The sequence below is a fragment of the Streptomyces sp. NPDC046379 genome, assembly GCF_055587785.1.
The window spans coordinates 480,654-503,748 of record NZ_JBVJFP010000001.1 but is presented as its reverse complement, the minus strand read 5'-3'; the positions used below and the strand labels follow the sequence as shown (position 1 = coordinate 503,748).

The 23,095-nt window shown below is 71.9% G+C and carries 19 protein-coding genes and 2 tRNA genes; 17 read left to right on the top strand and 4 right to left on the bottom strand.

Features of this window, described 5'->3' with window-relative positions; genetic code table 11:
* Nucleotide 1: 1 nt before the first annotated feature.
* Together ACZ6KF_RS02285 and ACZ6KF_RS02280 are read left to right on the top strand one after the other, a co-directional pair.
* Entirely contained in the window at nucleotides 2-2,107 is a 2,106-nt protein-coding gene (locus tag ACZ6KF_RS02285; RefSeq protein ID WP_356627772.1) for a hypothetical protein, read from the top strand.
* 218 nt (nucleotides 2,108-2,325) lie between these two features.
* Entirely contained in the window at nucleotides 2,326-3,513 is a 1,188-nt protein-coding gene (locus ACZ6KF_RS02280) for a glycosyltransferase family 2 protein (protein WP_469236884.1), read from the top strand.
* Nucleotides 3,514-3,601: 88 nt separating this feature from the next.
* Here ACZ6KF_RS02280 and ACZ6KF_RS02275 read toward each other — a convergent pair whose 3' ends face one another.
* Nucleotides 3,602-5,074 carry a polysaccharide pyruvyl transferase family protein gene (locus ACZ6KF_RS02275; protein WP_469158528.1) on the bottom strand — a complete coding sequence of 491 codons (1,473 nt, stop codon included), beginning with the start codon at nucleotides 5,072-5,074 and terminating at the stop codon, nucleotides 3,602-3,604.
* Between the two features lie 189 nt (nucleotides 5,075-5,263).
* On the opposite strand from ACZ6KF_RS02275, the gene proB reads away from it, so the two are divergent.
* From proB to ACZ6KF_RS02250, 5 genes are all read left to right on the top strand, one after another.
* On the top strand, nucleotides 5,264-6,391 hold the full coding sequence (gene proB, locus ACZ6KF_RS02270) for a glutamate 5-kinase (protein WP_356627756.1): 1,128 nt from the start codon (nucleotides 5,264-5,266) through the stop codon (nucleotides 6,389-6,391).
* A gap of 207 nt (nucleotides 6,392-6,598) precedes the next feature.
* Nucleotides 6,599-7,090 carry a hypothetical protein gene (locus ACZ6KF_RS02265; protein ID WP_356627755.1) on the top strand — a complete coding sequence of 164 codons (492 nt, stop codon included), beginning with the start codon at nucleotides 6,599-6,601 and terminating at the stop codon, nucleotides 7,088-7,090.
* A gap of 100 nt (nucleotides 7,091-7,190) precedes the next feature.
* Nucleotides 7,191-8,477 carry a glutamate-5-semialdehyde dehydrogenase gene (locus ACZ6KF_RS02260; protein WP_356627754.1) on the top strand — a complete coding sequence of 429 codons (1,287 nt, stop codon included), beginning with the start codon at nucleotides 7,191-7,193 and terminating at the stop codon, nucleotides 8,475-8,477.
* Between the two features lie 102 nt (nucleotides 8,478-8,579).
* Nucleotides 8,580-9,110, top strand: coding sequence for an SCO2584 family spore wall biosynthesis protein (locus ACZ6KF_RS02255; protein ID WP_469236879.1), 531 nt, complete (start codon nucleotides 8,580-8,582; stop codon nucleotides 9,108-9,110).
* A 76-nt stretch (nucleotides 9,111-9,186) separates the two neighbouring features.
* Nucleotides 9,187-10,251 (top strand): SCO2583 family membrane protein, encoded by a 1,065-nt coding sequence (locus tag ACZ6KF_RS02250; RefSeq protein ID WP_469236876.1) that lies wholly within the window; start codon nucleotides 9,187-9,189, stop codon nucleotides 10,249-10,251.
* A 64-nt stretch (nucleotides 10,252-10,315) separates the two neighbouring features.
* Here the strand turns inward: ACZ6KF_RS02250 and ACZ6KF_RS02245 are convergent, their stop codons facing one another.
* The gene (locus ACZ6KF_RS02245; RefSeq protein WP_356627771.1) at nucleotides 10,316-11,464 is read right to left on the bottom strand and encodes a M48 family metallopeptidase; all 1,149 of its coding nucleotides are present in this window, start codon (nucleotides 11,462-11,464) and stop codon (nucleotides 10,316-10,318) included.
* 218 nt (nucleotides 11,465-11,682) lie between these two features.
* Between ACZ6KF_RS02245 and ACZ6KF_RS02240 the strand changes: the two genes are divergently transcribed.
* The 9 genes from ACZ6KF_RS02240 (at nucleotide 11,683) to ACZ6KF_RS02200 (ending at nucleotide 16,519) form a co-directional block, all read left to right on the top strand.
* Entirely contained in the window at nucleotides 11,683-11,847 is a 165-nt protein-coding gene (locus tag ACZ6KF_RS02240; protein WP_356627751.1) for a hypothetical protein, read from the top strand.
* Nucleotides 11,848-11,892: 45 nt separating this feature from the next.
* The gene (gene nadD, locus ACZ6KF_RS02235) at nucleotides 11,893-12,528 is read left to right on the top strand and encodes a nicotinate-nucleotide adenylyltransferase (protein ID WP_356627750.1); all 636 of its coding nucleotides are present in this window, start codon (nucleotides 11,893-11,895) and stop codon (nucleotides 12,526-12,528) included.
* 16 nt (nucleotides 12,529-12,544) lie between these two features.
* Complete coding sequence (locus ACZ6KF_RS02230) at nucleotides 12,545-14,338, top strand: LCP family protein (RefSeq protein ID WP_469236874.1); 1,794 nt, start codon at nucleotides 12,545-12,547, stop codon at nucleotides 14,336-14,338.
* Between the two features lie 127 nt (nucleotides 14,339-14,465).
* The gene (rsfS, locus tag ACZ6KF_RS02225) at nucleotides 14,466-14,912 is read left to right on the top strand and encodes a ribosome silencing factor (RefSeq protein ID WP_356627748.1); all 447 of its coding nucleotides are present in this window, start codon (nucleotides 14,466-14,468) and stop codon (nucleotides 14,910-14,912) included.
* Nucleotides 14,909-15,580, top strand: coding sequence for a histidine phosphatase family protein (locus tag ACZ6KF_RS02220; protein WP_469158533.1), 672 nt, complete (start codon nucleotides 14,909-14,911; stop codon nucleotides 15,578-15,580). The genes rsfS and ACZ6KF_RS02220 overlap by 4 nt, the downstream gene beginning before the upstream one ends.
* A gap of 71 nt (nucleotides 15,581-15,651) precedes the next feature.
* Nucleotides 15,652-15,724, top strand: a tRNA-Ala gene (locus tag ACZ6KF_RS02215).
* A gap of 167 nt (nucleotides 15,725-15,891) precedes the next feature.
* Nucleotides 15,892-16,068, top strand: coding sequence for a hypothetical protein (locus ACZ6KF_RS02210; RefSeq protein ID WP_356627747.1), 177 nt, complete (start codon nucleotides 15,892-15,894; stop codon nucleotides 16,066-16,068).
* A gap of 3 nt (nucleotides 16,069-16,071) precedes the next feature.
* The gene (locus tag ACZ6KF_RS02205; RefSeq protein ID WP_003976229.1) at nucleotides 16,072-16,305 is read left to right on the top strand and encodes a hypothetical protein; all 234 of its coding nucleotides are present in this window, start codon (nucleotides 16,072-16,074) and stop codon (nucleotides 16,303-16,305) included.
* A gap of 141 nt (nucleotides 16,306-16,446) precedes the next feature.
* Nucleotides 16,447-16,519, top strand: a tRNA-Ala gene (locus ACZ6KF_RS02200).
* A gap of 74 nt (nucleotides 16,520-16,593) precedes the next feature.
* Here the strand turns inward: ACZ6KF_RS02200 and ACZ6KF_RS02195 are convergent.
* Both ACZ6KF_RS02195 and ACZ6KF_RS02190 read right to left on the bottom strand, forming a co-directional pair.
* Nucleotides 16,594-18,210: an NADH-ubiquinone oxidoreductase-F iron-sulfur binding region domain-containing protein gene (locus ACZ6KF_RS02195; RefSeq protein WP_469236870.1), complete on the bottom strand. Its 1,617-nt coding sequence runs from the start codon at nucleotides 18,208-18,210 to the stop codon at nucleotides 16,594-16,596.
* The gene (locus tag ACZ6KF_RS02190) at nucleotides 18,207-19,625 is read right to left on the bottom strand and encodes a cytochrome b/b6 domain-containing protein (RefSeq protein WP_469236869.1); all 1,419 of its coding nucleotides are present in this window, start codon (nucleotides 19,623-19,625) and stop codon (nucleotides 18,207-18,209) included. Before ACZ6KF_RS02190 ends, ACZ6KF_RS02195 begins: the two co-directional genes overlap by 4 nt.
* A 388-nt stretch (nucleotides 19,626-20,013) precedes the next feature.
* Here ACZ6KF_RS02190 and leuS point away from each other — a divergent pair, with 388 nt between their 5' ends.
* On the top strand, nucleotides 20,014-22,890 hold the full coding sequence (gene leuS / locus ACZ6KF_RS02185; RefSeq protein ID WP_469236865.1) for a leucine--tRNA ligase: 2,877 nt from the start codon (nucleotides 20,014-20,016) through the stop codon (nucleotides 22,888-22,890).
* The last annotated feature ends 205 nt before the right edge of the window (nucleotides 22,891-23,095 follow it).

Below are 23,095 nucleotides of genomic sequence, written 5' to 3'. Positions count from 1 at the left end.
GGTGGGCAGCGCGGCCGAGCTGGCCGCGGCGGCCCTCATGATGCTGGGCTTCCCCTGCCTCATGCTGGCCGCGCTCGTCCCGAGCGTCCCCGCCTTCGCGGCCGCGGCCGCAGTGACGTACCTGGCGGACCACTATCTGCACCGCAGGGGCAGCTATCTGATCAACCGGCTCAGCAAGGTCCGCGCCGGTCTGTCGATCCGCTTCCTGATCCGGCAGCTGCTCCTGATCCTGCTGCTCGCCCGGCTCTCCCTCTCGGACGACCTGCTCTTCTACGGCGCGGTCGCCTGCTTCATCGCCTTCTACGGCCTGCAGGCCCCGCACGGCGCCCTGGTCACCCTGATCCGCAACCGCCGCCGGATGCCGGTCGCCGCCCGCAACGTCGACCTGGCCTCGCGCATCCGCATCCCGGACGCCCCGCCGCGCTTCCTGCTGCACCGCTCCGCGGAGAAGATGCTCCACCTCGACCTCGCCGCCGTGGTGGGCGTGCTGGTCGCCGCGGCCACCGAGTCGGCCGCCGCGGGCTTCGCCGGCGTCGTGGTCACGCTGGTGCTGGGCTGCGGTTACGTCGTCGCGCTCGTGCCGTACGTGCGCGGCCGGCGCATCCCGCCGAACGCCGAGCGGGTGCTGGCCGCCGTCGACGACTGGCTGCGCGAGTACCGGCCGGAGACGGTGCTGTACTTCTCCGGCTCCAAGGACTCCGCCTACCAGGTCAACATGTGGCTGGAGACCATGGAGCAGCTGGAGAGCCGCCCGCTGGTCATCCTGCGCGAACGCGTCATCCTGCAGAACCTCGCCCCCAGCACGGTCCCCGTCATCTGCGTCCCCGGCGGCGTGCACCTGATGAACATGGACCTGTCCACGGTCCGGGTCGCGCTGTACGCGGCGAACGTCGGCAAGAACATCCACCTGCTGCGCGTGCCGACCATGAAGCACGTCTTCATCGGCCACGGCGACAGCGACAAGCTGGCCAGCGTCAACCCGTTCAGCAAGGTGTACGACGAGGTGTGGACCGCCGGCCGGGCGGGCCGCGACCGCTACGCCATCGCCGACGTCGGCGTCCGCGACGACGACATCGTCGAGGTCGGCCGCCCCCAGCTCGCGCCGATCCAGCCCTGGCGGGGCGTGCCGGACGACCGCATGCCGACCGTGCTGTACGCGCCGACCTGGGAGGGCTGGGACGACAACCCCGGCAACACCTCGATCCTGCTGGCCGGCGAGAACATCGTGAGGAAGCTGGTCGCCGCCGAGCCTCCGGTGCGCGTGCTGTACAAGCCGCACCCCTTCACCGGCACCCGCAGCCCGCAGGCCAAGGCCGCCCACCAGCGGATCACCGCGCTGGTGCGGCAGGCCGCCGCCGAGCGCGCCGCCGACCCGCGCTTCACCGTCGACGCAGCCGCCCGGGCGCGCGCCGAGCAGGAGCTGGCCCGCGTCGAGGCCCGGCTCGCCGAGCTGGCCGGCCGCGGCGGCGACAAGCGCGACGAGGCCGAGGCGACCCGCGACGGGCTGGTCGACGCCGCCCGGCACGAGGAGATCGCCCGGCTGCGCGCCGAGTGGAACGACGCCTACTGGCGCTCGGTGCCGAGCTGGGAGCACCGGGTGATCACGGGCGCCGAGCCGCGTCTGTACGACTGCTTCAACGTCTCCGACGCGATGGTCTCCGACATCTCCAGCGTGGTCTCCGACTTCATCGCGAGCGGCAAGCCGTACGCGGTCACGGACTCGGCCGAGCTGGGCGCGGAGGAGTTCAAGCGGCAGAACACCGCGGTGCGCGCCGCGGTGATCCTCGGCAACGACGCGGCCGAGCTGGGCGGGCTGCTGGACGCCGTACGCGACCCGGCGGCGGACCCGCTGGCGGGCGAGCGGGGGGAGCTGAAGCGGTATCTGCTCGGCCCGGACGAGCCGGCGTCGATCGACCAGTTCAACACCGCGGTGGCCCAGCTGGCCCGCAAGGCCGAGATACGCAACCTGGGTCAGGAGGCGCGGGCCGTGATCGGGGGGCCCGTGGAGGAGGTCGAGCCGGAGGACGCCGAGCAACTGGCGCAGGTGCTGCCCGGTCAGGGGGCGTCGCCGGCGGACGACGGCGAGGAGGGCGTGACGGCGGGCTGACCGGCCCGCGGCACCGGCCCGGCACCGCCCGCAGCACCGGACCCGGCCCCGGAGGAGAACGACGGCGTTCTCCTCCGGGGCCGTCGCCGTTACGGGGGGTGTGACCCCGGTCACCCCGCATGCCGGTGGGGGCAACCCGCCGTTGCCGATCACCGTCTTGCAGGTAGCGAAAAATGGATACTGGGGGAAACTCCCGTTGACTAGGGGGGAATGATTCCGTGACGCAGCCTGATGTCAGTGTGATCATCGGGGCGTACGAGGCGATGCCGTACCTGGTCGAATGCCTGGCCTCGGTCGAGGCGCAGACCATCGGTCCCGAGCGCGTCGAGGTCATCGCGGTCGACGACGGCTCCACCGACGGCACGGGGGAGTGCCTGGAGGAGTTCGCCGCCCGCGCGGCCATGCCGGTCACCGTCGTCCGGCAGCGGAACTCCGGCGGCCCCAGCGGCCCGCGCAACGTCGGTCTGGGCAAGGCGACGGGGCGGTACGTCTTCTTCCTCGACGCCGACGACCGGCTGGGGGAAGAGGCGCTGGAGCGGATGGTCGCGGCGGCCGACCGCAACCGCACCGACGTCGTCGTGGGGCGGGTGCAGGGGGTGAACCGGACGGCGCCCAAGTCGATGTGGGGCCGGAACCTGGACCGTACCGACGTGTACTCCTCCAACATCAAGTTCACCCTGAGCGCGCAGAAGCTGTTCCGGCGGTCGCTGCTGGAGCGGCACGGGATGCGGTTCGACGAGTCGCTGTGGACCGGCGAGGACGCGCTGTTCACGATGGAGGCCTACCTGCGGGCCGACGGGGTGACGGTGATCGCCGACTACACCTGCTACTACCTGGTGGGCCGCAGCGACGGCAAACAGGTGACCAAGACCGGCGGCTACACCCTGCGGTTCGACTCCGCGCGCGCCCTGATGCGGCTGATCGCGGAGTTCGTGCCGCCGGGGGAGCGCCGCGACAGCCTCATGGTGCGGCCGTTCACGGTGACCCTGCTCCCGCAGTTCGGGCCGAAGTTCCTCAAGGACAGCGACCAGGTACGCCGCCACAAGCTGGAGTTGGCCAAGCCGCTGATGGACGAGCACTGGCACGAGGGCGTGGCCCGCCGCCTGCGCGTCGAGGAACGCCTCCGTCTCCACCTGGTGGCCGAGCAGCGCCCCGACCTGCTGATCGACATCCTGGAGTTCACCCGCGGCAAGCGGAAACCGGACCCGGTCCTGGAGGCCCGGGGCCGCCGCCTCTACCTGGCCTACCCGCACTTCCGCGCCCCGGGCCCCGGGCTCCCCGACTGGCTCTACCAGGCCCCGCCCGCCGAAGCGCGCGCTTACCCCGGCTACCGGGAAAGCCTCTCCCTGCCCCGCCGCGCCCTGCGCAAGGCCCGCCGGCTGCTGGGCGCGGTTCGAAGGCCCTGAGCCGACGGGCCGGAAGACGGCCCCGGACATGCCAAGACGCCCGCCTCCTCGCCGTGGGGCGAGGGGGCGGGCGTCGGTGGCGTCGTCGTCAGCCCCGGTTCTGGAGGGCCTTGCGCAGGGGGGCGCCCACCACGCGGCGGGCGCGGCGGTAGACGGACGGCTTCGGCTTCGCCGCCGACCCCCGGGCCTTGGCCGCGTCGGGCGCGGCCACCGCCTTGGTGGCGGGTGCCTTGGTCTGCGCTGTCCTCGCGCCGCCGCGCGCCTTCGCCAGCTCCCGCCGCAGCCGCGTGTTGTCCGCGTCCAGCGCGGCGAGCCGGCCGTTCAGAAAACCGAACCGCGAGGTCACCGACTCGATGTCCGGCTCGTTCCAGGGGCGCACGCCCGCCGGGAAGTCCAGCGCCCGCAGCCGCGCCTCGAAGGCAGCGCCGCCGTCGCCGTGCGTGAACGTGTTCTCCAGGCCGTTCTTCGTGAGGAAGTCCGTGAACCGCTCGAAGCGCTCCTGGTGGCCGCTCACCATCGGACCGAAGTCCGCCTCCTCATACAGCTGCGCCGGGTCCAGGTCCTTGTCGACCGAGTCGATCCGGCGGTGCGGGATCTGGAAGTAGCGGCACAGCTCCAGCGTCCGCGAGTCCGAGGTCAGCACGGTCGCCGGCGTGCCCGCCAGGAGGGCCGCGATGTTGCCGTGGATGCGGGAGCCGAACGAGTAGTCGAACTCCCGGAGGTCGTCGATCCAGGTGACCGGGTCGACGTAGATGCGGACCTTGTCCTCCTTGAACATCGGGTGGTCCGGATGCGAGGGCATCCCGGTCACCGCGGCGTTCGGGCCGGACAGGTCCCGCCAGTGCATCTGCAGGGCGTCGCTGAGGTTCTGCGCGACGAAGCGCAGGTGGGGGTAGCGCACGTGGTTGCGCCGGATGATCGCGTCAAGTCCCTGCGAGCGCACCGCGTTGTGCGAGCCGTTGACCGCGACGCGCGAGTCCCGGGTCAGCGCGGGCACTCGCTTCTCGACGTTCAGCTCCTTGCCCCACATGAACATCGACGGGCAGCCGATGACCTCGACGTCCCGGAAGCCCAGGTCCTTCACGTACTGCTCGGTGAACTCGCCGCGCACGCCGATGGAGGCGCTGCGGTCCAGCACCGCCGAGATGAACGCCTTCACACTGGGCTCGATCGGCCTGAGCCGCTCGGCGTTGTAGTCGAGACCGGCCTGCGCGCCCGTGCCCAGCACCACAACCGGGATCTTCAGCTTGCCGATCAGCTGCGTCAGCCGGTTCAGTGAGGTCTCGAAGCTCGGGCGGAAGGCGTTGGCCAGCGGGATGACGAAGGCGTCGTACTCCGCGTTGATCCGGGCCGCGGCATTCACATCCGTGCTGATGCCGTTGGAGACGACCTGGGTGCGCGGCGTCTCGAGGATCTTGTGAGCGGCGTCGCTGAAGATCAGGTTGCCGGAGTTGGTGCCGATGACGTCCCGGTGGAGGGCTTCCTCCAGTGAGTAGACGTCGAACGGGCTCTTCCCCGAACGGAGAAGGATGCGCCTGGTGGGGCGGGCAATTGACGACACAGGATTCAACTTAAGTTTACGGGACTTTTAATTTCTACAGGTGAACTGTACAACCTTTTCCGCGTTTTCGGATCGTGAGGGTGTGATCACCGGCTCTGTCCGCAGCTCGGACCGATGCGCGGCCCCCGCCCCCCTTCGCGTAGATTCGCAGCAGGGGCAGCCGACGCTCACGAGGGGACGGAACGCAAGGTGGCAGGGGCAAGGCAGGCCGTGCGCGAGGCCCGCAGGATCGTCGTCAAGGTGGGCTCCTCCTCGCTGACCACCGCCTCGGGCGGACTCGACGCCGACCGCGTCGATGCCCTGGTGGACGTCCTGGCCAAGGTGCGCAGCGGGGGCGAGAGGGAGATCGTGCTGGTCTCCTCCGGCGCCATCGCCGCGGGGCTGGCCCCCCTCGGACTGCGCCGCCGCCCCAAGGATCTCGCCCGTCAGCAGGCCGCCGCCAGCGTCGGTCAGGGCCTGCTCGTCGCCCGTTACACCGCATCCTTCGCCCGCTACGGCATCCGCGTCGGCCAGATCCTGCTCACCTCCGACGACATGAGCCGCCGTGCCCACCACCGCAACGCCTCCCGCACCCTCGACAAGCTCCTGGCGATGGGGGCGCTCCCGGTCGTCAACGAGAACGACACCGTCGCCACCGACGAGATCCGCTTCGGCGACAACGACCGCCTCGCCGCGCTCGTCGCCCACCTCGTCCGCGCCGACCTGCTGGTCCTGCTCTCCGACGTGGACGGCGTCTACGACGGCGACCCGAGCAGGCCCGGCACCTCCCGGATCGCCGAGGTGCGCGGCCCGGCCGACCTCGCGCACGTCGAGATCGGCAGCACCGGCAAGGCCGGCGTCGGCACCGGCGGCATGGTCACCAAGGTCGAGGCCGCCGGCATCGCCGCCGCCGCGGGCATCCCCGTCGTGCTGACCAGCGCCGTCCACGCGGCCGACGCGCTCACCGGCCAGGACACCGGCACCTACTTCCACGCCACCGGCAAGCGCTCGGCCGACCGCCTGCTGTGGCTCCAGCACGCCTCCGCGCCGCAGGGCTCGCTCACCCTGGACGACGGCGCCGTACGAGCCGTGGTCGAGCGCCGCAAGTCGCTGCTGCCGGCCGGGATCGCCGCCGTCGAGGGCGAGTTCAGCGCGGGCGACCCCGTCGAACTGCGCGACGCCACCGGGCGCGCGGTGGCCCGTGGCCTCGTCAACTTCGACGCCAAGGAGATCCCCCTCCTGATCGGCCGCTCCACGCACGACCTGGCCCGTGAACTCGGCCCCGGCTACGAGCGCGAGGTCGTCCACCGCGACGACCTGGTCCTCCTCCCGGACTGACCGCGCGGCCGGCCCTGCCCCCGCTCGGCCGCCCCACTCCGTACACCGGCCGAAAACGGGGGGAACGCCCCGCGAAAAGCACCCGCCCTAGGTGGACGTTCCGCAAAACCGCCCCGCGAGCCCTTGCGGCCTGCTCAACTTTGTCTCACAGGCACGCCCCGCACGAGCGACCGTGCATCCGTGTACCCGTGTGTAAAGGAGGCCGTCGTGAGACGAGTGCGCCCCGGGCCGGCGTCCCGCGGCGGAGCCGGCAGCGGCGGGACCTCCCGGGCGGCCGGCTCCCGAGCGCCCGGCGAGGAACGCGCCCTCACCAGCGTCGCCGCCGGCGACCGCTTCACCGGCGAGGAGCCCGCCGACCTTCCCCGCCTGTGGCACGTCACCCTCAGCGTCTCCGGCGAGAGCGCCCCGCTGACCGAGGTCCGCCGCGCCCTGGAACAGCTCGCCCACGACCACCCCTTCCTGCTGACCAGCAGATACGCCGACGACCACGCGGAGATCCGGTACTGGGAGGAGGCCCGCGACCTGCACGACGCCGCCGCCGTCGCGCTGCGCCTGTGGGGCGAGCACCGGCAGAGCGCCGGACTGCCGCCCTGGGAGATCGTCGGCCTGGAGGTCATCGACCGCGCCACCTACCACCAGCGCGTCTCCGAGGGCTACGGCCACCCGCCCGCCACCCCGGTCGGCGTCCACCCGTTCTGACCCGTTTCACCGTCCTTCACCGTCTTGTCCGATGCGCAAGGGTGTCTCGGGGTTTGGGATGCCCCGTGAACCGGCCGGTCCGGCGCACTACCCTGCCCTCATGACCACGCTCTCGCCGTACGACTCGATGACCCCGGTCACCCAGGCCGCCTACCGGGCCAAGGCCGCGGCCGCCGACCTCGCCCCGCTCCCGCGGTCCGTGAAGGACGACGCGCTGCTCGCCATCGCGGACGCGCTGGAGGTCCGCACGAGCGAGATCGTCGAGGCCAACGCCAAGGACGTCGCCAAGGCCCGCGAGGCCGGCACCAGCGAGGCCATCGTGGACCGGCTCACCCTCACCCCCGAGCGGGTGCGTGCCATCGCCGGGGACGTCCGGGACGTCGTCGCGCTGCCCGACCCGGTCGGCGAGGTGGTGCGCGGCTCCACCCTCCCCAACGGCATCGACCTGCGCCAGGTCCGCGTCCCGCTCGGCGTCGTCGGGATCATCTACGAGGCCCGCCCCAACGTCACCGTGGACGCCGCCGCCCTCTGCCTGAAGTCCGGCAACGCCGTGCTGCTGCGCGGCTCGGCCTCGGCCTACGAGTCGAACACCGCGCTGGTCCGGGTCCTGCGCGACGCCGTCGGCGGGGCCGGGCTGCCCGCCGACGCCGTGCAGCTGGTGCCCGGCGAGAGCCGCGACAGCGTGCGCGAGCTGATGCGCGCCCGCGGCCTGGTCGACGTGCTCATCCCGCGCGGCGGCGCCTCGCTGATCCGGACGGTCGTCAACGAGTCCACCGTCCCGGTGATCGAGACCGGCACCGGCAACTGCCACGTCTACGTCGACGCCCAGGCGGACATCGACACGGCCGTCGAGATCCTGATCAACTCCAAGGCGCAGCGCGTCAGCGTCTGCAACGCCGCCGAGACCCTCCTGGTCCACCAGGACATCGCCGCCGAGTTCCTGCCCCGCGCCCTGGACGCCCTCGCGGAGGCCGGGGTGACCGTGCACGCCGACGAGCGGGTGATGGCGTACGCCAAGGACTCCCGGGCGACCGTCGTGGAGGCCACTCCGGAGGACTGGGAGACCGAGTACCTGTCGTACGACATCGCCGCCGCGGTCGTGGACTCGCTCGACAAGGCCGTGGAGCACATCCGGCTGTGGACCTCCGGCCACACCGAGGCGATCGTGACCACCTCGCAGCAGGCCGCCCGCCGGTTCACCCAGCTCGTCGACTCCACCACCGTCGCGGTGAACGCCTCGACCCGGTTCACGGACGGCGGCCAGTTCGGCTTCGGCGCGGAGATCGGCATCTCCACCCAGAAGCTGCACGCCCGCGGCCCCATGGGCCTGCCGGAGCTGACCAGCACCAAGTACATCGTCACCGGCGACGGACACGTACGGCGCTGACACCGCGGGGGACGGCCCGCGGCGGCCGGAACCCGTCTCGTCAGGTGGATGAATTTCCGTACCGTCTGCCCAAATTGACCCCTCAGGTCTACTCTGGACTGCGTGCCGGAGGACGTGGGGGGTACGCCGTTCCCTGACGGCTGGGAGCCCGACGACGACCACGACCGCGGGGTGTCGGACGAAGAGTTCGCCTCCGTGGTCTTCGACGAGGCCTTCGTGCGAGCGGCCGTGGTGCACGAGCCGACCGCCGTCGAACGCCTCCTGGCCGCGGCCCAGGCCAGAGCCGAGGCCTCCGAGACGGAGGCCCGCCGTGCTCACGCCGGAGGCGAGCGGTACGACGACGGATACGACGACGACCGTTTCGGCCATGATCCACTCCGGGACGACTTCGACGATCCGGACGGCTTCGGCGGGGGCCCGTACGGCAGACAGGTGCGCTGGCACCGGCCGGTCGCCTGGGTGCTCGCCGTGGTGATGGGCGTCGGCATGGTCGCGCTGGCCTTCGCCGCGGTCTACCGGGGCGGCTCCTCGTCCCGCCCCGAGCAGGCGCCCCCACCCGCCTCGACCGGCCTCGAACAGGGCGGGGGCGGCAAGGCGCCCCTGCTCCCCTCGGCGGTCCCGCACACTCCGTGACGACCGGTGATTTCGCGTCAGAAGTTGTCGCAGAACGGGGCGTTTACCGGGGTCCCGGGCGACCTACTCTGAAGACATGGGCGGCCCTGGCGAACCCCCCGAGAGGACACCGGACGGCGTCCCCGGTGGGGACGACGAATACCGATCCGTCGTGTTCGACGAGTCGTTCGTCCGCGCTGCCCGGCTCCAGGAGTTCTCCGCGCAGGAGCGCATCACCGACCACGCGCCCGCCGTCCGCAGCCGCACCCCCCTGCGCCGGGGGCTGTCCCGCCAGCTGACGGTCCTGGTCGTGCTGATCGCCCTCGCCTTCGGCGCCGCCGTCTACATGGGCGTACGCCACCCGTACCAGAACCCGGCGGCCGGCCGCTCCGCCGAACCCCTGCGGATGACGGTCATCCCGCTCGCCCCGCAGGACCGGGTACCCGGCGCCGCCGACCCCGAACGGCTGTACGCCGCCAGCCCGGCCGCGCAGTTCCGGGTCGGCGCCGAGGGCATCCCGCTGCCCGCCGCCCGGCGCACCGCGAACTTCTCCGACAGTCAGGTCCTCGGCGCCCTGACCACCGCCAAGAACTACCTCGTCCGCTCCTCGCTCAACCCCGAGGTGCTCACCGGCGGCCAGGTCAGGCCCGTGCGGGTGCTGCTCGACGCCGACCAGCTCCACCAGTTCGACCGCAGCTTCGAGCAGCCCGTCGCCGACGGCCGGCACGCCCCGACCGGCTGGGTCGTCCGCTTCGACCCGAAGGAGACCCAGCTGGCCGACCGCGGCATCCGCGCCCAGGGCAGCATGCACGTCGCCGAGATCGACTCCGGCACCCTCGAGGTCACAACGGACCACACGTTCGTCTACGCGCTGCGGCCCGCCGACCGCTCCCGGGCGGAGGCGTCGCTGTTCACCGTCCGGCGCGAGCTGCAGTTCCGCTTCGACCGGGAGGACCTGCGCCGGCACCAGACCCGGCTGGTCGGCTCCTACGTCCAGGCCGGGCCGCTGTCCTGCGCCGAGGACTCGGCCGGCCATCTGCACCCGCTGCTGGCCGGCCGGACGGCCGAGAAGGGCGGCCCGGCCGGCACCGACCCGTACGCCACGCACGGCGCGGCGGCGCTGTGCGGCTCGCTCGCCGACAGCGCCCAGCCGAAGGTCTGAACGGCCCGAGTGTCCGGGCGGCCCGGGGGCCCGCCCCGTTCGAACAGACGCGCGCCCGGTGGTCCTACTGCGGATCGCGCGGCGGCTCGGTCTTCGTGGAGCCGCCGGCGGAGTCGTCCGGGGAGCCGCCCGTCGAACCGCCCGGGGAGCCGTTCGCCTCGCGGCCGGCCGACCCGGTGAACCCGCCGAACCCGCGTCGCACCCGGCTGCCCAGGTCCCCGGCGCCGCCCGCGATGTCGTTGACCAGCTTCATCAGCGGGTCCTTGGAGCCGCGCACCTCGCCGGCGTAGCTCGCCGCCGACTCGCGGAACGAGTCGGTCACCGACGTGTCCTTGTCCTCGCTGCGCCGCGGGTAGTGGCCGTCCATGATCCGCTGGTAGTCGCGGGACTCGGACCACTTCTTCAGCTCGGCCGCGCGGACCGTGGCGAAGGGGTGGCTGCGCGGCAGCACGTTGAGGATCTTCAGCACGGAGTCCCGCAGGTCGCCGCCCGCCTCGTACTCCTCGGCCTGCTCCAGGAACGCGTCCACGTTCATCTCGTGCAGGTGGTTGCCGCCGGCCAGCTTCATCAGGCCGCGCATCGAGGCATGGAGGTCCTGGCCGACCAGCAGCCCGGCGCGGTCCGCGGACAGCTCCGACTTGCGGAACCACTCGCGCAGCGCGGTCACGATCGCCATCACCGCGACGTTCCCCAGCGGGATCCAGGCCACCCGCAGCGCGAGGTTGGTCAGGAACAGCAGGACGGTGCGGTACACCGAGTGCCCGGACAGGGCGTGGCCGACCTCGTGGCCGATCACCGCCCGCATCTCCTCCTCGTCGAGCAGTTCGACCAGGCCGGTCGTGACGACGATGATCGGCTCGTCCAGGCCGATGCACATGGCGTTGGGCTGCGGGTCCTGGTTGACGTACATCGGCGGGACCTTCTCCAGGTCCAGGATGTAACAGGCGTCGCGCAGCATGTCGTTCAGGTGGGCGAACTGCCGGTCGGAGACGCGCACCGAGTCGGACAGGAACAGCAGCCTCAGACTCCGCTCGGGCAGCAGCCCGCTGAGCGCCTTGAAGGCCGTGTCGAAGCCGCTCAGCTTGCGCAGGGCGACCAGGGCGGAGCGGTCCGCCGGATGTTCGTACGCGCGCGAGGAGATCCCGGGGAAGCGCCTGCGCTGCCTGCTCGGCACGCTTCCGTGCCCGCCCTGCTGGTGGCCGTCGTCGGACATGTCTTCCCCCATGTGCGTCGGTGTGCCGTGACGGGGCGGTCCGCCCCGTGCCGCTGGGCGCTCTCCATGACGTCGCCGAAGCCCAGCCTAGGCGGAAGGACGACCTGGGGACCCGGAAGGTTGCGCGACGGCGGGAGTCGGGGTGATCCCCGTCGGGCCGCCCGCATACGATGAGCCGACGTCTCTGTCCCGCCCACACGCGATAGGTCCTGCCGAAGATGAGCTTCCACAGCGCCGCTGCCCAGTTGGTCACCCTCGCCTCCGAGGGCGAGAAGCACGGCGGCAACCACGAGAGCCTCAACCCCTACGTCACCGGCGGCGGCGCCTTCCTCGCGCTGATGGTGCTGCTGTGGATCACCACCCTCTTCAACCGCGACCGCTGACTCCGGCCGACAGGGCGAACGGGCCGGGCCGGTAGGGTCGCAGGCATGGGAGAGCAGCACATGCCCACCGGTCCGGCGCACGACCGCGCGGGCGGCAGGCGCCGCCTGGGAGTGATGGGCGGCACGTTCGACCCGATCCACCACGGGCACCTGGTGGCGGCCAGCGAGGTCGCCGCCGAGTTCCGGCTGGACGAGGTGGTGTTCGTGCCCACCGGCCAGCCGTGGCAGAAGTCCCACCGCGCGGTGTCCCCGGCCGAGGACCGTTATCTGATGACGGTCATCGCGACCGCCGAGAACCCGCAGTTCTCGGTCAGCCGCATCGACATCGACCGCGGCGGCCCCACCTACACCGTGGACACCCTGCGCGACCTGCGCCGGCTCAACCCGGACACGGACCTCTTCTTCATCACCGGCGCCGACGCCCTCGCCCAGATCCTGACCTGGCGGGACTCCGAGGAACTGTTCTCGCTGGCCCACTTCATCGGGGTGACCCGGCCCGGCCACACGCTGACCGACGCGGGCCTGCCCAAGGGCGGCGTCTCACTGGTCGAGGTCCCCGCCCTCGCCATCTCCTCCACGGACTGCCGTGCGAGAGTCGCCAAGGGCGACCCCGTCTGGTATCTGGTGCCGGACGGAGTCGTGCGCTACATCGCCAAACGAGAGCTGTACCGCGGCGAGTGAGCCGAGAGGGGCACCGGTGAACGACCGATACGACGCGGGGTACGAGGGCGAAGCCCGGTACGAGGTGGTCGGCTACGACGAGTACGGCCGGCCCGTCTACCAGCAGGTGCAGCCCAGCCCGGCGTACGACCCCTACGGACAGCGACAGCAGCACTACGGCTACGACCCGTACGCCGCGGGCGCCCAGCAGCCCGCGCCGCCCTACGACCCCTACGGCGCCGCGACCGGGACCGGTCAGCAGGCGCCGGTCCCGCCGGCCTACGAGCCCTCGTCGGCCTACGAGCCGCAGCGGCAGCCGTACGACCCCTACGACCCGTACGGCCCCTACGGGCAGCAGCCGCAGACGGCCGCCGGGGCCCAGCAGCCTCCCCGCGCCGCCGAGCAGACCGCGTACGTCCCCCAGCAGGCGCGCCCCGCCGAGCGCGAGCACGAGTCCGAGTACGAGTACGAGTACGCCGGGACGGAACCGCGGCAGGAGCAGCCGGAGCAGCGGCGGGAGTCGCCGGAGCCTTCGCGCCGTGAGGACCGGGACTACCGCACCGAGCAGTTCGCGTTCGTCGAGGACCCCGACGGGGACTCCGAGGACGTCATCGACTGGCTGAAGTTCACCGAGAACCGCACCGAGCGCCGCGAGGAGGCCCGCCGCCGGGCGCGCGGCCGGCTGATCGCCCTGGTCACCGTCCTCGCCCTGGTCGCGGTCGGCGGCGTCGGCTACCTCTGGTACGCCGGGAAGCTCCCCGGCCTGTCCGCCGGGGACGCGAAGGCCGGCGGCGTCACGGCCGCGGGCGCCCAGAAGCGCGACGTGATCGTCGTCCACCTGCACGACACCAAGAAGGGCGGCACCTCCACCGCCCTGCTGGTCGACAACACCACCGCCGGCCGGGGCACCACCGTCCTGCTGCCCAACGCCCTCGCCCTCACCGGTGACGATGGCTCCACGACGACGCTGGCCGAGTCGGTCGAGGACGACGGCTCCTCCGGCACCCGCGAGGCCCTGGACACGGTCCTCGGCACCTCCATCCAGGGCACCTGGCGGCTGGACACCCCGTACCTGCAGAACCTCGTGGACCTGGTCGGCAACATCGAGATCGACACCGACGCCGACGTCCCCGACCCGGCCGCCGCGAAGAAGGGGCAGGCCCCCCTGGTCAGAAAGGGCGAGAAGCAGACCCTGAGCGGCAAGATGGCCGTCGCCTACGCCACCCACCGTGCCTCCGGCGAGGACCAGAACGCCCAGCTGGAGCGGTTCGGGCAGGTCCTGCACGGGGTGCTGCGCAAGCTGTCCTCCGACCCGCAGGCCGCGACGGTCACCGTGCAGACGCTGGCCCAGATCCTCGACCCGTCGCTCACCGACAAGGACCTCGGCGCGTTCCTCGCCGACCTGTCCGACCTGGCCAAGAGCGGCGACCACGAGACCGCGCTGCTGCCCGTCCAGGACGACGGCACCCTCACCGCCCAGGCGAGCGACAGCGTCGTCAAGGACATCCTCGGCGGCACCGCCAAGAGCCCCGACCAGGGCGCCGCCGTCCGCGTCTCGGTCCGCAACGCCAGCGGTGAGAAGGACAACACCGAGAAGGCCCGCGTGGTCCTCCTCAACGGCGGCTTCACCTTCCTGGAAGCCGGCAGCGAGGGCTCGGCGCAGGCCGCCTCCAAGGTCACCTACGCCGACGCCGCCCACAAGGAGAACGCCGCCGAGGTCGCCAAGACGCTGGGCCTGCCCGCCGACGCGGTCGCCGAGGGCGAGGTCTCGGCCAACGCGAACGTCTCGGTCGTGCTCGGCCAGGACTACGAGCCGACCGTGGCGCAGTGAACCGCAGGCGCCGGCGCCGGGCCCGGTCCCGCGATCCCGGATCTTCGCGATCCCCGCGGACGAGCTGGGACCGTCGGCGGTCCGTGAGACCCTTGAGGTACCACGACCGCCGACGGAAAGCCTTGCAGTGACCGCGACCGACCGTTCTCTCGCCCTCATCACCACCGCCGCCCAGGCGGCCGCCGACAAGCTCGCGCACGACGTCATCGCCTACGACGTGAGCGACGTCCTGTCGATCACCGACGCCTTCCTGCTGGCCTCCGCGCCCAACGACCGCCAGGTCAAGTCGATCGTCGACGAGATCGAGGAGCGGCTCCAGAAGGAGCTCGGCGCCAAGCCGGTTCGCCGCGAGGGCGACCGTGAGGCCCGCTGGATCCTGCTCGACTACGTCGACATCGTCGTCCACGTCCAGCACAGCGAGGAGCGCGTCTTCTACGCCCTGGAGCGGCTGTGGAAGGACTGCCCCGAGCTGGAGCTTCCCGAGGACGCCAAGGCCACCCGGGGCAAGGCCGAGGAGCACGCCAAGCTGCAGGCCGCGGAGGAGGCCTCCGGCACGGACGGGGACTGGCGGTGACCGCGACCGGTGAGGTGACCGGCGGCCGGCCCGGCCGCGGGCGCCGGATCATCCTGTGGCGGCACGGCCAGACGTCGTGGAACGTGGAGCGCCGCTTCCAGGGCACCACCGACGTCCCGCTCACCGAGACCGGCGTCGCCCAGGCCCGCCGCGCCGCCCGGCTGCTCGCCTCGCTGCGACCGGACGCGATCGTCGCCTCCGACCTGCGACGGGCCGTCGACACGGCCGCCGAGCTGGCCGCGCTCACCGGCCTGGAGGTCGCCACCGACGAGGGCCTGCGGGAGACCTACGCGGGCGTCTGGCAGGGCCTGACGCACGACGAGATCATCGCCCGGCACGGCGCGGAGTACGCCGCGTGGAAGCGCGGCGAGCCGGTCCGCCGCGGCGGCGGCGAACTGGAGACCGAGGTCGCCGACCGCGCCGCCCCGGTGGTGCTCCGGCACGCCGAGAAACTGCCCGACGACGGCACCCTCGTCGTCGTCAGCCACGGCGGCACGATCCGCACCACCATCGGCCGGCTGCTCGGCCTGGAGGCCCGTCACTGGGAGGGCTTCGGCGGCCTCACCAACTGCTGCTGGTCCGTCCTCGGCGAGGGCGCCCGCGGCTGGCGGCTGCTGGAGCACAACGCCGGAACCCTGCCGGAGCCGGTCCTCGGCGACGACGACTGAACCGATTTCACTTTCCGGCAGGTCACAGGCTAAAGTTCTTCTTGTTCGCCCGCCGAGCGGGAGGAACACTCGGGGCTATAGCTCAGTTGGTAGAGCGCCTGCATGGCATGCAGGAGGTCAGGAGTTCAATTCTCCTTAGCTCCACAGCTCCGCGGATCAATCCCGTCCCCTTGAGGGGGCGGGATTTTTCGTCGTGGTCTTGAGCCGGCCGCCCCCGGCAGGCGTATCCCTCGGAGGAGACGCCGAGTCGGCCCGGCCGTGGCAGAATCAAACGGCCGGAAGGGGACGCGGCCCGACGGGAGGGAGTAGCGATGCCTGCGAGCATCCTCGAGGAGGTCGGCCACCTCCTCGGCGGAGCGGCGTTGACACGGGACACGGTCACCCGGCTCAGCTGCCCTTCCTGCGGTTCCGCCCATGTCGCCCAGGTCCTCGGCGACAACGGCGGGATCTCCTACGTGTGCACGGCCTGCGGCCACAGCTGGAGCTGAACGATGGGTGCCCACAGGCGGAAGTGCGACTGGTGCGGCAGCGGTACGCCGATCGTCCGCGACATGGAACCGGTGAACCCCGACTACCAGTACTGGTGCGAGGAGTGCGCGCGGGCGCTGATCATAAAAGGCGACCCGATCGAGACGTACCGCGAGCTGGAGGGCGAGCCGATCTACGGCCGGCTCCTGGAGGAGCACTGCACCCTCAAGCGGTTCTACTCGTTCGTGACGGCGTGACGGCGTGACGGCGTGACGGCGTGACGGTGTCGTAAACGGGCATTGGGTGCGAACGGGTCGCAAGCGGAAACGATTTGGTACTGCACCCGGTGGACCGTGTAATGTTGGCGTCGCCGCCAGGGAGACCGGCGGCCAACGCGAGGGGCTATAGCTCAGTTGGTAGAGCGCCTGCATGGCATGCAGGAGGTCAGGAGTTCAATTCTCCTTAGCTCCACAATGAAAGATCCCGCCGGGTCGAGAGACCTGGCGGGATCTTCTTCTTTCCCGCTCTTCCCGGTGGATACGGCGTCAGCGGCCCAGCGCCCGCCGCCCCCGCTCGCGACCCTGTGACAGCACCGGCAGATTGCTGCGGGCCGGCGGTCGGGACGGGGCCTCCTCCTCGATGCGCAGGGCCAGCGCCGGGCAGCGGCGCACCGCACGCAGCGCCTTCGCCTCCGCGTACCGGGGCACGGACGCCTGGGCGACCGTCGGAAAGCCGTCGGCGCCCAGCTCGAAGACCTCCGGGAGGATGTCGGCGCACAGTCCGTGCCCCCGGCACAGCGTCCAGTCGACGTGAATTCTCTGCCGGCTCGGCCCGCCGTCCCCGGCCTCGCCGCCCGGGACGCCCGTCGGGGTCCCGCCGCCCGCGAAGAGCGGCAGCACGCCCTGCACCGGGCGTCCGCAGCCGTTGCCCAGGACGTGCGCCGCGAGGTCGTCGGTGAACGCCTCGACGGTCGACTCCAGGAACATGGCCGAGCCGTCGGGGTGGGAGCACGCGCCGCGCCGCTTGACGTTCCCGGCGACCTGCCTGAGCGCCTCCAGGGCGGCCGGACCGCCACCGTTCAGGACGTCCGCCAAACCCCGCGCGGCGGCCGGCAGACCGAGGTAGCAGGGGCCGCACTGGCCCGCGCTCTCCTCCGCCAGCCATTGCGCCACCCGAAGCGACTCGCCCAGCGGGCATGTGTCCTGGCCGATCGGCAGGATCGCGCCCGCGCCCAGCGAACCGCCCACCGCGTCCAGCGAGTTGCGGGAGACCACCGCCTCGCCGGCCGTCGCCGTGTCGATCCACTTGCCGTGGTAGCCGCCGGTCAGCACGCCCTGCGGCACCGGTGGGGCGCCGGCCAGCTGGAGGACGTAGCGCAGCGGCACGCCCGTGGGGACCTCGATCACCATCGGGCGGGCCACCGCGCCGGAGACGGTCAGCATGACGGTGCCCGGCTCGTCGTACAGGCCGGTGTTGCCGTAGCGCTCGGGGCCGATGCGGGCGGCGACGGCCAGCTGGGCGAAGGTCTCGGCGTTCGACAGCAGGGTGGGGGCCCCGCCGACGCCGCTCCTCGACGCGCTGATCTTGCGGCCCGGCGGGATCGCCGGGCCGCCGTCGATCGAACGGATCAGCGAGGCGGCGGCGCCGGTGACCATGCGGACCGGGTTGCGCTGCACGCGTGCGCGCAGCGCCGATCTGCGTCCGTCGCCGAGGCCGCGTTCGGCGAGCGCGGCCTCCATGGAGCGCTGGGTCGACTCCCGGGTCACGCCGATCACCAGCCGCCGCGCCCCGAGAGCCTCGGCGCACAGCAGCGCGCCGTCCAGGATCAGGTGCGGGGCACGGTTGATGAGGACCGTGTCCTTGCGGCAGGCCGGTTCGTCCTCGCTGCCGTTGACGACGACCACCGGCCGGACGCCGCGCCCGATCGCCGATTCGGCGACCGCGCGCAGCTTCTTGTGGAAGGGGAAGCCCGCGCCGCCGCGGCCCCGGAGGCCGATGCCTTCGGCGAGCCGGGCGAGCTGCTCGCCGGCCATGGGGTCGAGCGGCCCGTGCACCTTCAGGTGCATGGGCAGATCCAGTCGTTCGACAAGGTCGAAACCCGACGTGAGCTGGGGAAGCCCGACCACGCGGACTTCGGGTACGTCGGGCAGAGCCTCGTTCACTTCAGGCCTCCGGAAGGCGTGGTCCAAGGGTCGCCCGAACCCGGCGCCTCGAAGTCGTGGGGATCGTAGGAGGCGCCGGGGGGTGCAGCAGTGGTGGGACCGCTGTTGTCCATGTCGTCCGGGTGATACGTGCCGTGGAGGGTGTTCGACTCAACGGTGTCGCGCGGATCACTTCCGGCGTGGCCGACGAAGCCCGGATCGCCGTAGGCCGGGATGGTGTGTCCGGTGTCCTGGAGGGGGTCGTACGCCGACGGGGGCGCCTCGCCGACCGGGAGCGGGGACGGAACGGGCCAGGCGGCGGAGGCGCCGGCGTCCGTGCGGGGGAGGGGCTTGGTGGGCTGGAGGTCGGCGTCGGAGGTGTGGGCGCGCCGGGAGGCGCGGGAGGCGCGGGGCGGGCGGGACGAGCGGGAGACGGCGCGGTAGGCGGCTGCGAAGCCGCCGGCGGGCTCGGCGGGGGAGGGGCGGCCGGCGGGGTCGGGGGCCGTCGCCCGTTCGTAGCCGGGCAGGGGGCGCTCGTGGCCCGGCAGCGCGGAGCCCTGGCCGGGCGGTGCGGTCCCGGACGCCGTCCGCGCGCCGCTCTCGCCGAGTTCGTCGCGGCCCTGCCCGTCCGGGGAGCCGAGGAACGCGGTGATCAGGACGGCGACCCGGCGCTTGACCGGGCGGGGCGCCGCGCGCAGGGCGAGGGCGGCGGCGACGCCGGCCACGCACAGCAGGTACAGCACCACGAAGACCGTGTCCGCCTCGCGGCCCGCGAACAGGCCGTGGAGCAGGGCGGCGCACCAGGCCGGGTAGGCCAGCGCGTGCATCGCCCGCCAGCGTGCCGCGATCGGGGCCGGGGAGGCGAAGGCGCTGCGCAGGGCGCCGGTGAGGCCGACGAAGACCATGAGCAGTCCGGCCGCCGAGCCGAGGCCGATGAGCCCGGCGCTGCCGGCCACGCCGAGCGAGAACGGGATCACCACGGCGACGAGGCCGACGTGGTCCAGGGCGAGCTTGACGGTGATGTGCAGCAGCAGGAACGCGATCGAGGCGACGGCCGTGGTCCGGTGCACCGCCTGCCCGACGAGCCGCTGGCGCGCGGTGAGGAAGATCCGGTCCTGGGCGACCAGACCCCAGACCACCGAACAGGTCAGGGAGACCAGCGACAGGACGCCCGCGCCGAAGTTCAGGAAGTCGCGGAACCCGTCGCCGCCGGCCAGAACGGCCACGGGGATGAGCACCAGGGCGACCGCGGTGGCGACGCCGTAGGCCGAGCGGCCGGGTGCGGGGAGGGCGGCGCGGCCGCTCCTGCGGGAGGCACTGCGGAAAGCGGCACGCGAGGCGCCGCGTGAGTGCGACGGGCTGAGAGGGCTCGGCGGGTTCAGCCGGTTCGCCGGGATCGGCGGATTCGGCGGGATCGGCGGTTTGAGTGGGTTCATGGGGCACTCCGAGCAGTTCGGTGTAGCGGTCCCGGGCCGCACTCTAGGTCGCGCCATACCCGCGGGTAGGAGGTTTGAGTTATTGCGTTGTTATCAAACGATGATCCACTTGGAGTCTTGACCCTTAGCGACTGTTACGCGAAGTAACCAGAGTGAACGTCGCACGGTGTTCGGTGGACGGAACGTCGTCGCGGCCCCGTCGAGGGCTGCGGTACCCTGACGCCATGCGTGCCGTACGCCTTCTGCTTAGCGAGCCGCGCTGATCAGTCCCGGCCACCGATGAGTCGTGTGGCCGGAATCGGCGCGGCGTCCCCTCCTGTGCGAGGGGATTTTTCATTTCCGGAAAGTCGCAGCCGCAGGCAGAGACGATCGATGGAGCTTTGAGGACATGAGCGAGACGAACCCCGCCGCTGCCGCCGCACAGGCGGAGGCGGCGCCGCACCGCTACACGGCCGCCCTGGCGGCCGACATCGAGGCACGCTGGCAGGACGTCTGGGACGCCGAGGGCACCTACGCGGCGCCGAACCCCAAGGGCGACCTGGCGGGCGACCCGGAGCTGGTCGCCCGGCCCAAGAAGTTCATCATGGACATGTTCCCGTACCCCTCGGGTGCGGGCCTGCACGTCGGCCACCCGCTGGGCTACATCGCCACCGACGTCTTCGCCCGGTTCCAGCGCATGACCGGCCACAACGTCCTGCACACCCTGGGCTTCGACGCCTTCGGCCTGCCCGCCGAGCAGTACGCCGTGCAGACCGGCACGCACCCGCGCGTGTCCACCGAGGCCAACATGGAGAACATGAAGGCCCAGCTGCGCCGGCTGGGCCTGGGCCACGACAAGCGCCGGTCGTTCGCCACGATCGACCCGGAGTACTACAAGTGGACCCAGTGGATCTTCCTGCAGATCTTCAACTCCTGGTACGACGACGAGGCGCGCAGGGCCCGCCCGATCTCCGAGCTGGTCGCCCAGTTCGAGTCCGGTGAGCGTCCCGTCCCCGGCGGCCGTTCCTGGAGCGCGCTGAGCGCCGCCGAGCGCGCCGAGGTGCTGGGCGAGTACCGGCTGGCCTACGCCTCCGACGCGCCCGTCAACTGGTGCCCCGGGCTGGGCACCGTGCTGGCCAACGAGGAGGTCACCGCCGACGGTCGCTCCGAGCGCGGCAACTTCCCCGTCTTCAAGGCCAAGCTGCGCCAGTGGAACATGCGCATCACCGCCTACGCCGACCGGCTGCTGGACGACCTGGACGCCCTGGACTGGCCCGAGGCCATCAAGCTGCAGCAGCGCAACTGGATCGGCCGCTCCGAGGGCGCCCGCGTCGACTTCCCGATCGACGGCGAGAGGATCACCGTCTTCACCACCCGTCCCGACACCCTGTTCGGCGCGACCTACATGGTGCTGGCGCCCGAGCACCCGCTGGTCGAGAAGTTCACCGCGGACGCCTGGCCGGAGGGCACCCACGAGGTGTGGACCGGCGGCCACGCCACCCCGGCCGAGGCCGTCGCCGCCTACCGCGCGCAGGCCGCCGCCAAGTCCGACGTCGAGCGCCAGGCCGAGGCGAAGGACAAGACCGGCGTCTTCACCGGCGCGTACGCCACCAACCCGGTCAACGGCAGCAAGGTCCCCGTCTTCATCGCCGACTACGTCCTGATGGGCTACGGCACCGGCGCGATCATGGCCGTACCGGCACACGACGCACGCGACTTCGAGTTCGCGCGCGCCTTCGAGCTGCCGATCGTCTGCGTGGTCGAGCCCACCGACGGCCGCGGCACCGACACCGCCGCCTGGGAGGACGCCTTCGCCTCCTACGACGCGAGGATCGTCAACTCCTCGGGCGAGGGCGTCTCCCTGGACGGTCTGGGCGTCGCCGAGGCCAAGGCCCGGATCACCGAGTGGCTGGAGCAGTCCGGCATCGGCGAGGGCACCGTCAACTTCCGGCTGCGCGACTGGCTGTTCAGCCGCCAGCGCTACTGGGGAGAGCCCTTCCCGATCGTCTACGACGAGGACGGCGTCGCCCACGCCCTGCCCGAGTCGATGCTGCCGCTGGAGCTGCCCGAGGTCGAGGACTACTCGCCGCGCACCTTCGACCCGGACGACGCCGACACCCAGCCCGAGACGCCGCTGTCGCGCAACGAGGACTGGGTCAACGTCACCCTGGACCTGGGCGACGGCCCGAAGAAGTACCGCCGCGAGACCAACACCATGCCCAACTGGGCCGGCTCCTGCTGGTACGAGCTGCGCTACCTGGACCCGCGCAACAGCGACCGGCTGGTCGACCCGGAGATCGAGCAGTACTGGATGGGTCCGCGCGAGGGACAGCCCCACGGCGGCGTCGACCTGTACGTCGGCGGCGCCGAACACGCCGTGCTGCACCTGCTGTACGCCCGCTTCTGGTCCAAGGTGCTGTACGACCTGGGGCACATTTCGTCGGCCGAGCCGTTCCACAAGCTGTTCAACCAGGGCATGATCCAGGCCTACGTCTACCGCGACGGCCGCGGCATCGCCGTGCCGGCCGCCGAGGTGGAGGAGCGCGACGGCGGCTACTACTACCAGGGCGAGAAGGTCTCCCGGCTGCTGGGCAAGATGGGCAAGTCCCTGAAGAACGCCGTCACGCCCGACGAGATCTGCGCCGAGTACGGCGCGGACACGCTGCGCCTGTACGAGATGGCCATGGGCCCCCTGGACGTCTCCCGGCCGTGGGACACGCGCGCGGTGGTGGGCCAGTTCCGGCTGCTGCAGCGGCTGTGGCGCAACATCGTCGACGAGGCCACCGGCGAGGTGACCGTCGTGGACGCCGAGCCCGACGAGGCCACCCTGCGCGCCCTGCACAAGGCGATCGACGGGGTGCGCGGCGACCTGGAGGGCATGCGGTTCAACACCGCCATCGCCAAGGTCACCGAGCTGAACAACCACCTGACCAAGACCGGCGGTCCGGTGTCGAGGTCCGTCGCCGAGGCCCTGGTGCTGATGGTCGCGCCGCTGGCCCCGCACATCGCCGAGGAGCTGTGGCGCCGACTGGGGCACCAGGAGTCGGTCGTGCACCAGGACTTCCCGGTGGCCGACCCGGCCTATGCGGTCGACGAGACCGTGACCTGCGTCGTGCAGGTCAAGGGCAAGGTCAAGGCGCGGCTGGAGGTGTCGCCGGCCATCTCCGAGGAGGAACTGGAGAAGGTCGCGCTGGCCGACGAGAAGGTCGTCGCGGCGCTGGACGGGGCGGCGATCCGGAAGGTGATCGTGCGGGCGCCGAAGCTGGTGAACATCGTCACCGCCTAGCGTTCGTCACTGCCCGGCGTTCTTGCTGTCGCCTGGTGTTCGTCGCTGCCCGGCGGTCGTCGCTGTCCGGCGCTCGTCACGTCCGGTGTCCGTCGCCGCGTCGTGTGGCGTCCCCTAGGGGAGGCTTCGGGACGTGCGTGGGGGCAGGTTCGGGGTTCTTCCGGAACTCCGGACCTGCCCTTTGCGTTTACCGTTGAAGACGCGG

Bases quoted from the DNA above. Each gene is read 5' to 3' on its own strand.
- ACZ6KF_RS02260 (WP_356627754.1), top strand. From the start codon at position 7,191: ATGACCACGCTCTCGCCGTACGACTCGATGACCCCGGTCACCCAGGCC.
- ACZ6KF_RS02250 (WP_469236876.1), top strand. From the start codon at position 9,187: ATGGGCGGCCCTGGCGAACCCCCCGAGAGGACACCGGACGGCGTCCCC.
- ACZ6KF_RS02245 (WP_356627771.1), bottom strand. From the start codon at position 11,464: ATGTCCGACGACGGCCACCAGCAGGGCGGGCACGGAAGCGTGCCGAGC.
- ACZ6KF_RS02240 (WP_356627751.1), top strand. From the start codon at position 11,683: ATGAGCTTCCACAGCGCCGCTGCCCAGTTGGTCACCCTCGCCTCCGAG.
- nadD (WP_356627750.1), top strand. From the start codon at position 11,893: ATGGGAGAGCAGCACATGCCCACCGGTCCGGCGCACGACCGCGCGGGC.
- ACZ6KF_RS02210 (WP_356627747.1), top strand. From the start codon at position 15,892: ATGCCTGCGAGCATCCTCGAGGAGGTCGGCCACCTCCTCGGCGGAGCG.
- ACZ6KF_RS02205 (WP_003976229.1), top strand. From the start codon at position 16,072: ATGGGTGCCCACAGGCGGAAGTGCGACTGGTGCGGCAGCGGTACGCCG.
- ACZ6KF_RS02190 (WP_469236869.1), bottom strand. From the start codon at position 19,625: ATGAACCCACTCAAACCGCCGATCCCGCCGAATCCGCCGATCCCGGCG.
- leuS (WP_469236865.1), top strand. From the start codon at position 20,014: ATGAGCGAGACGAACCCCGCCGCTGCCGCCGCACAGGCGGAGGCGGCG.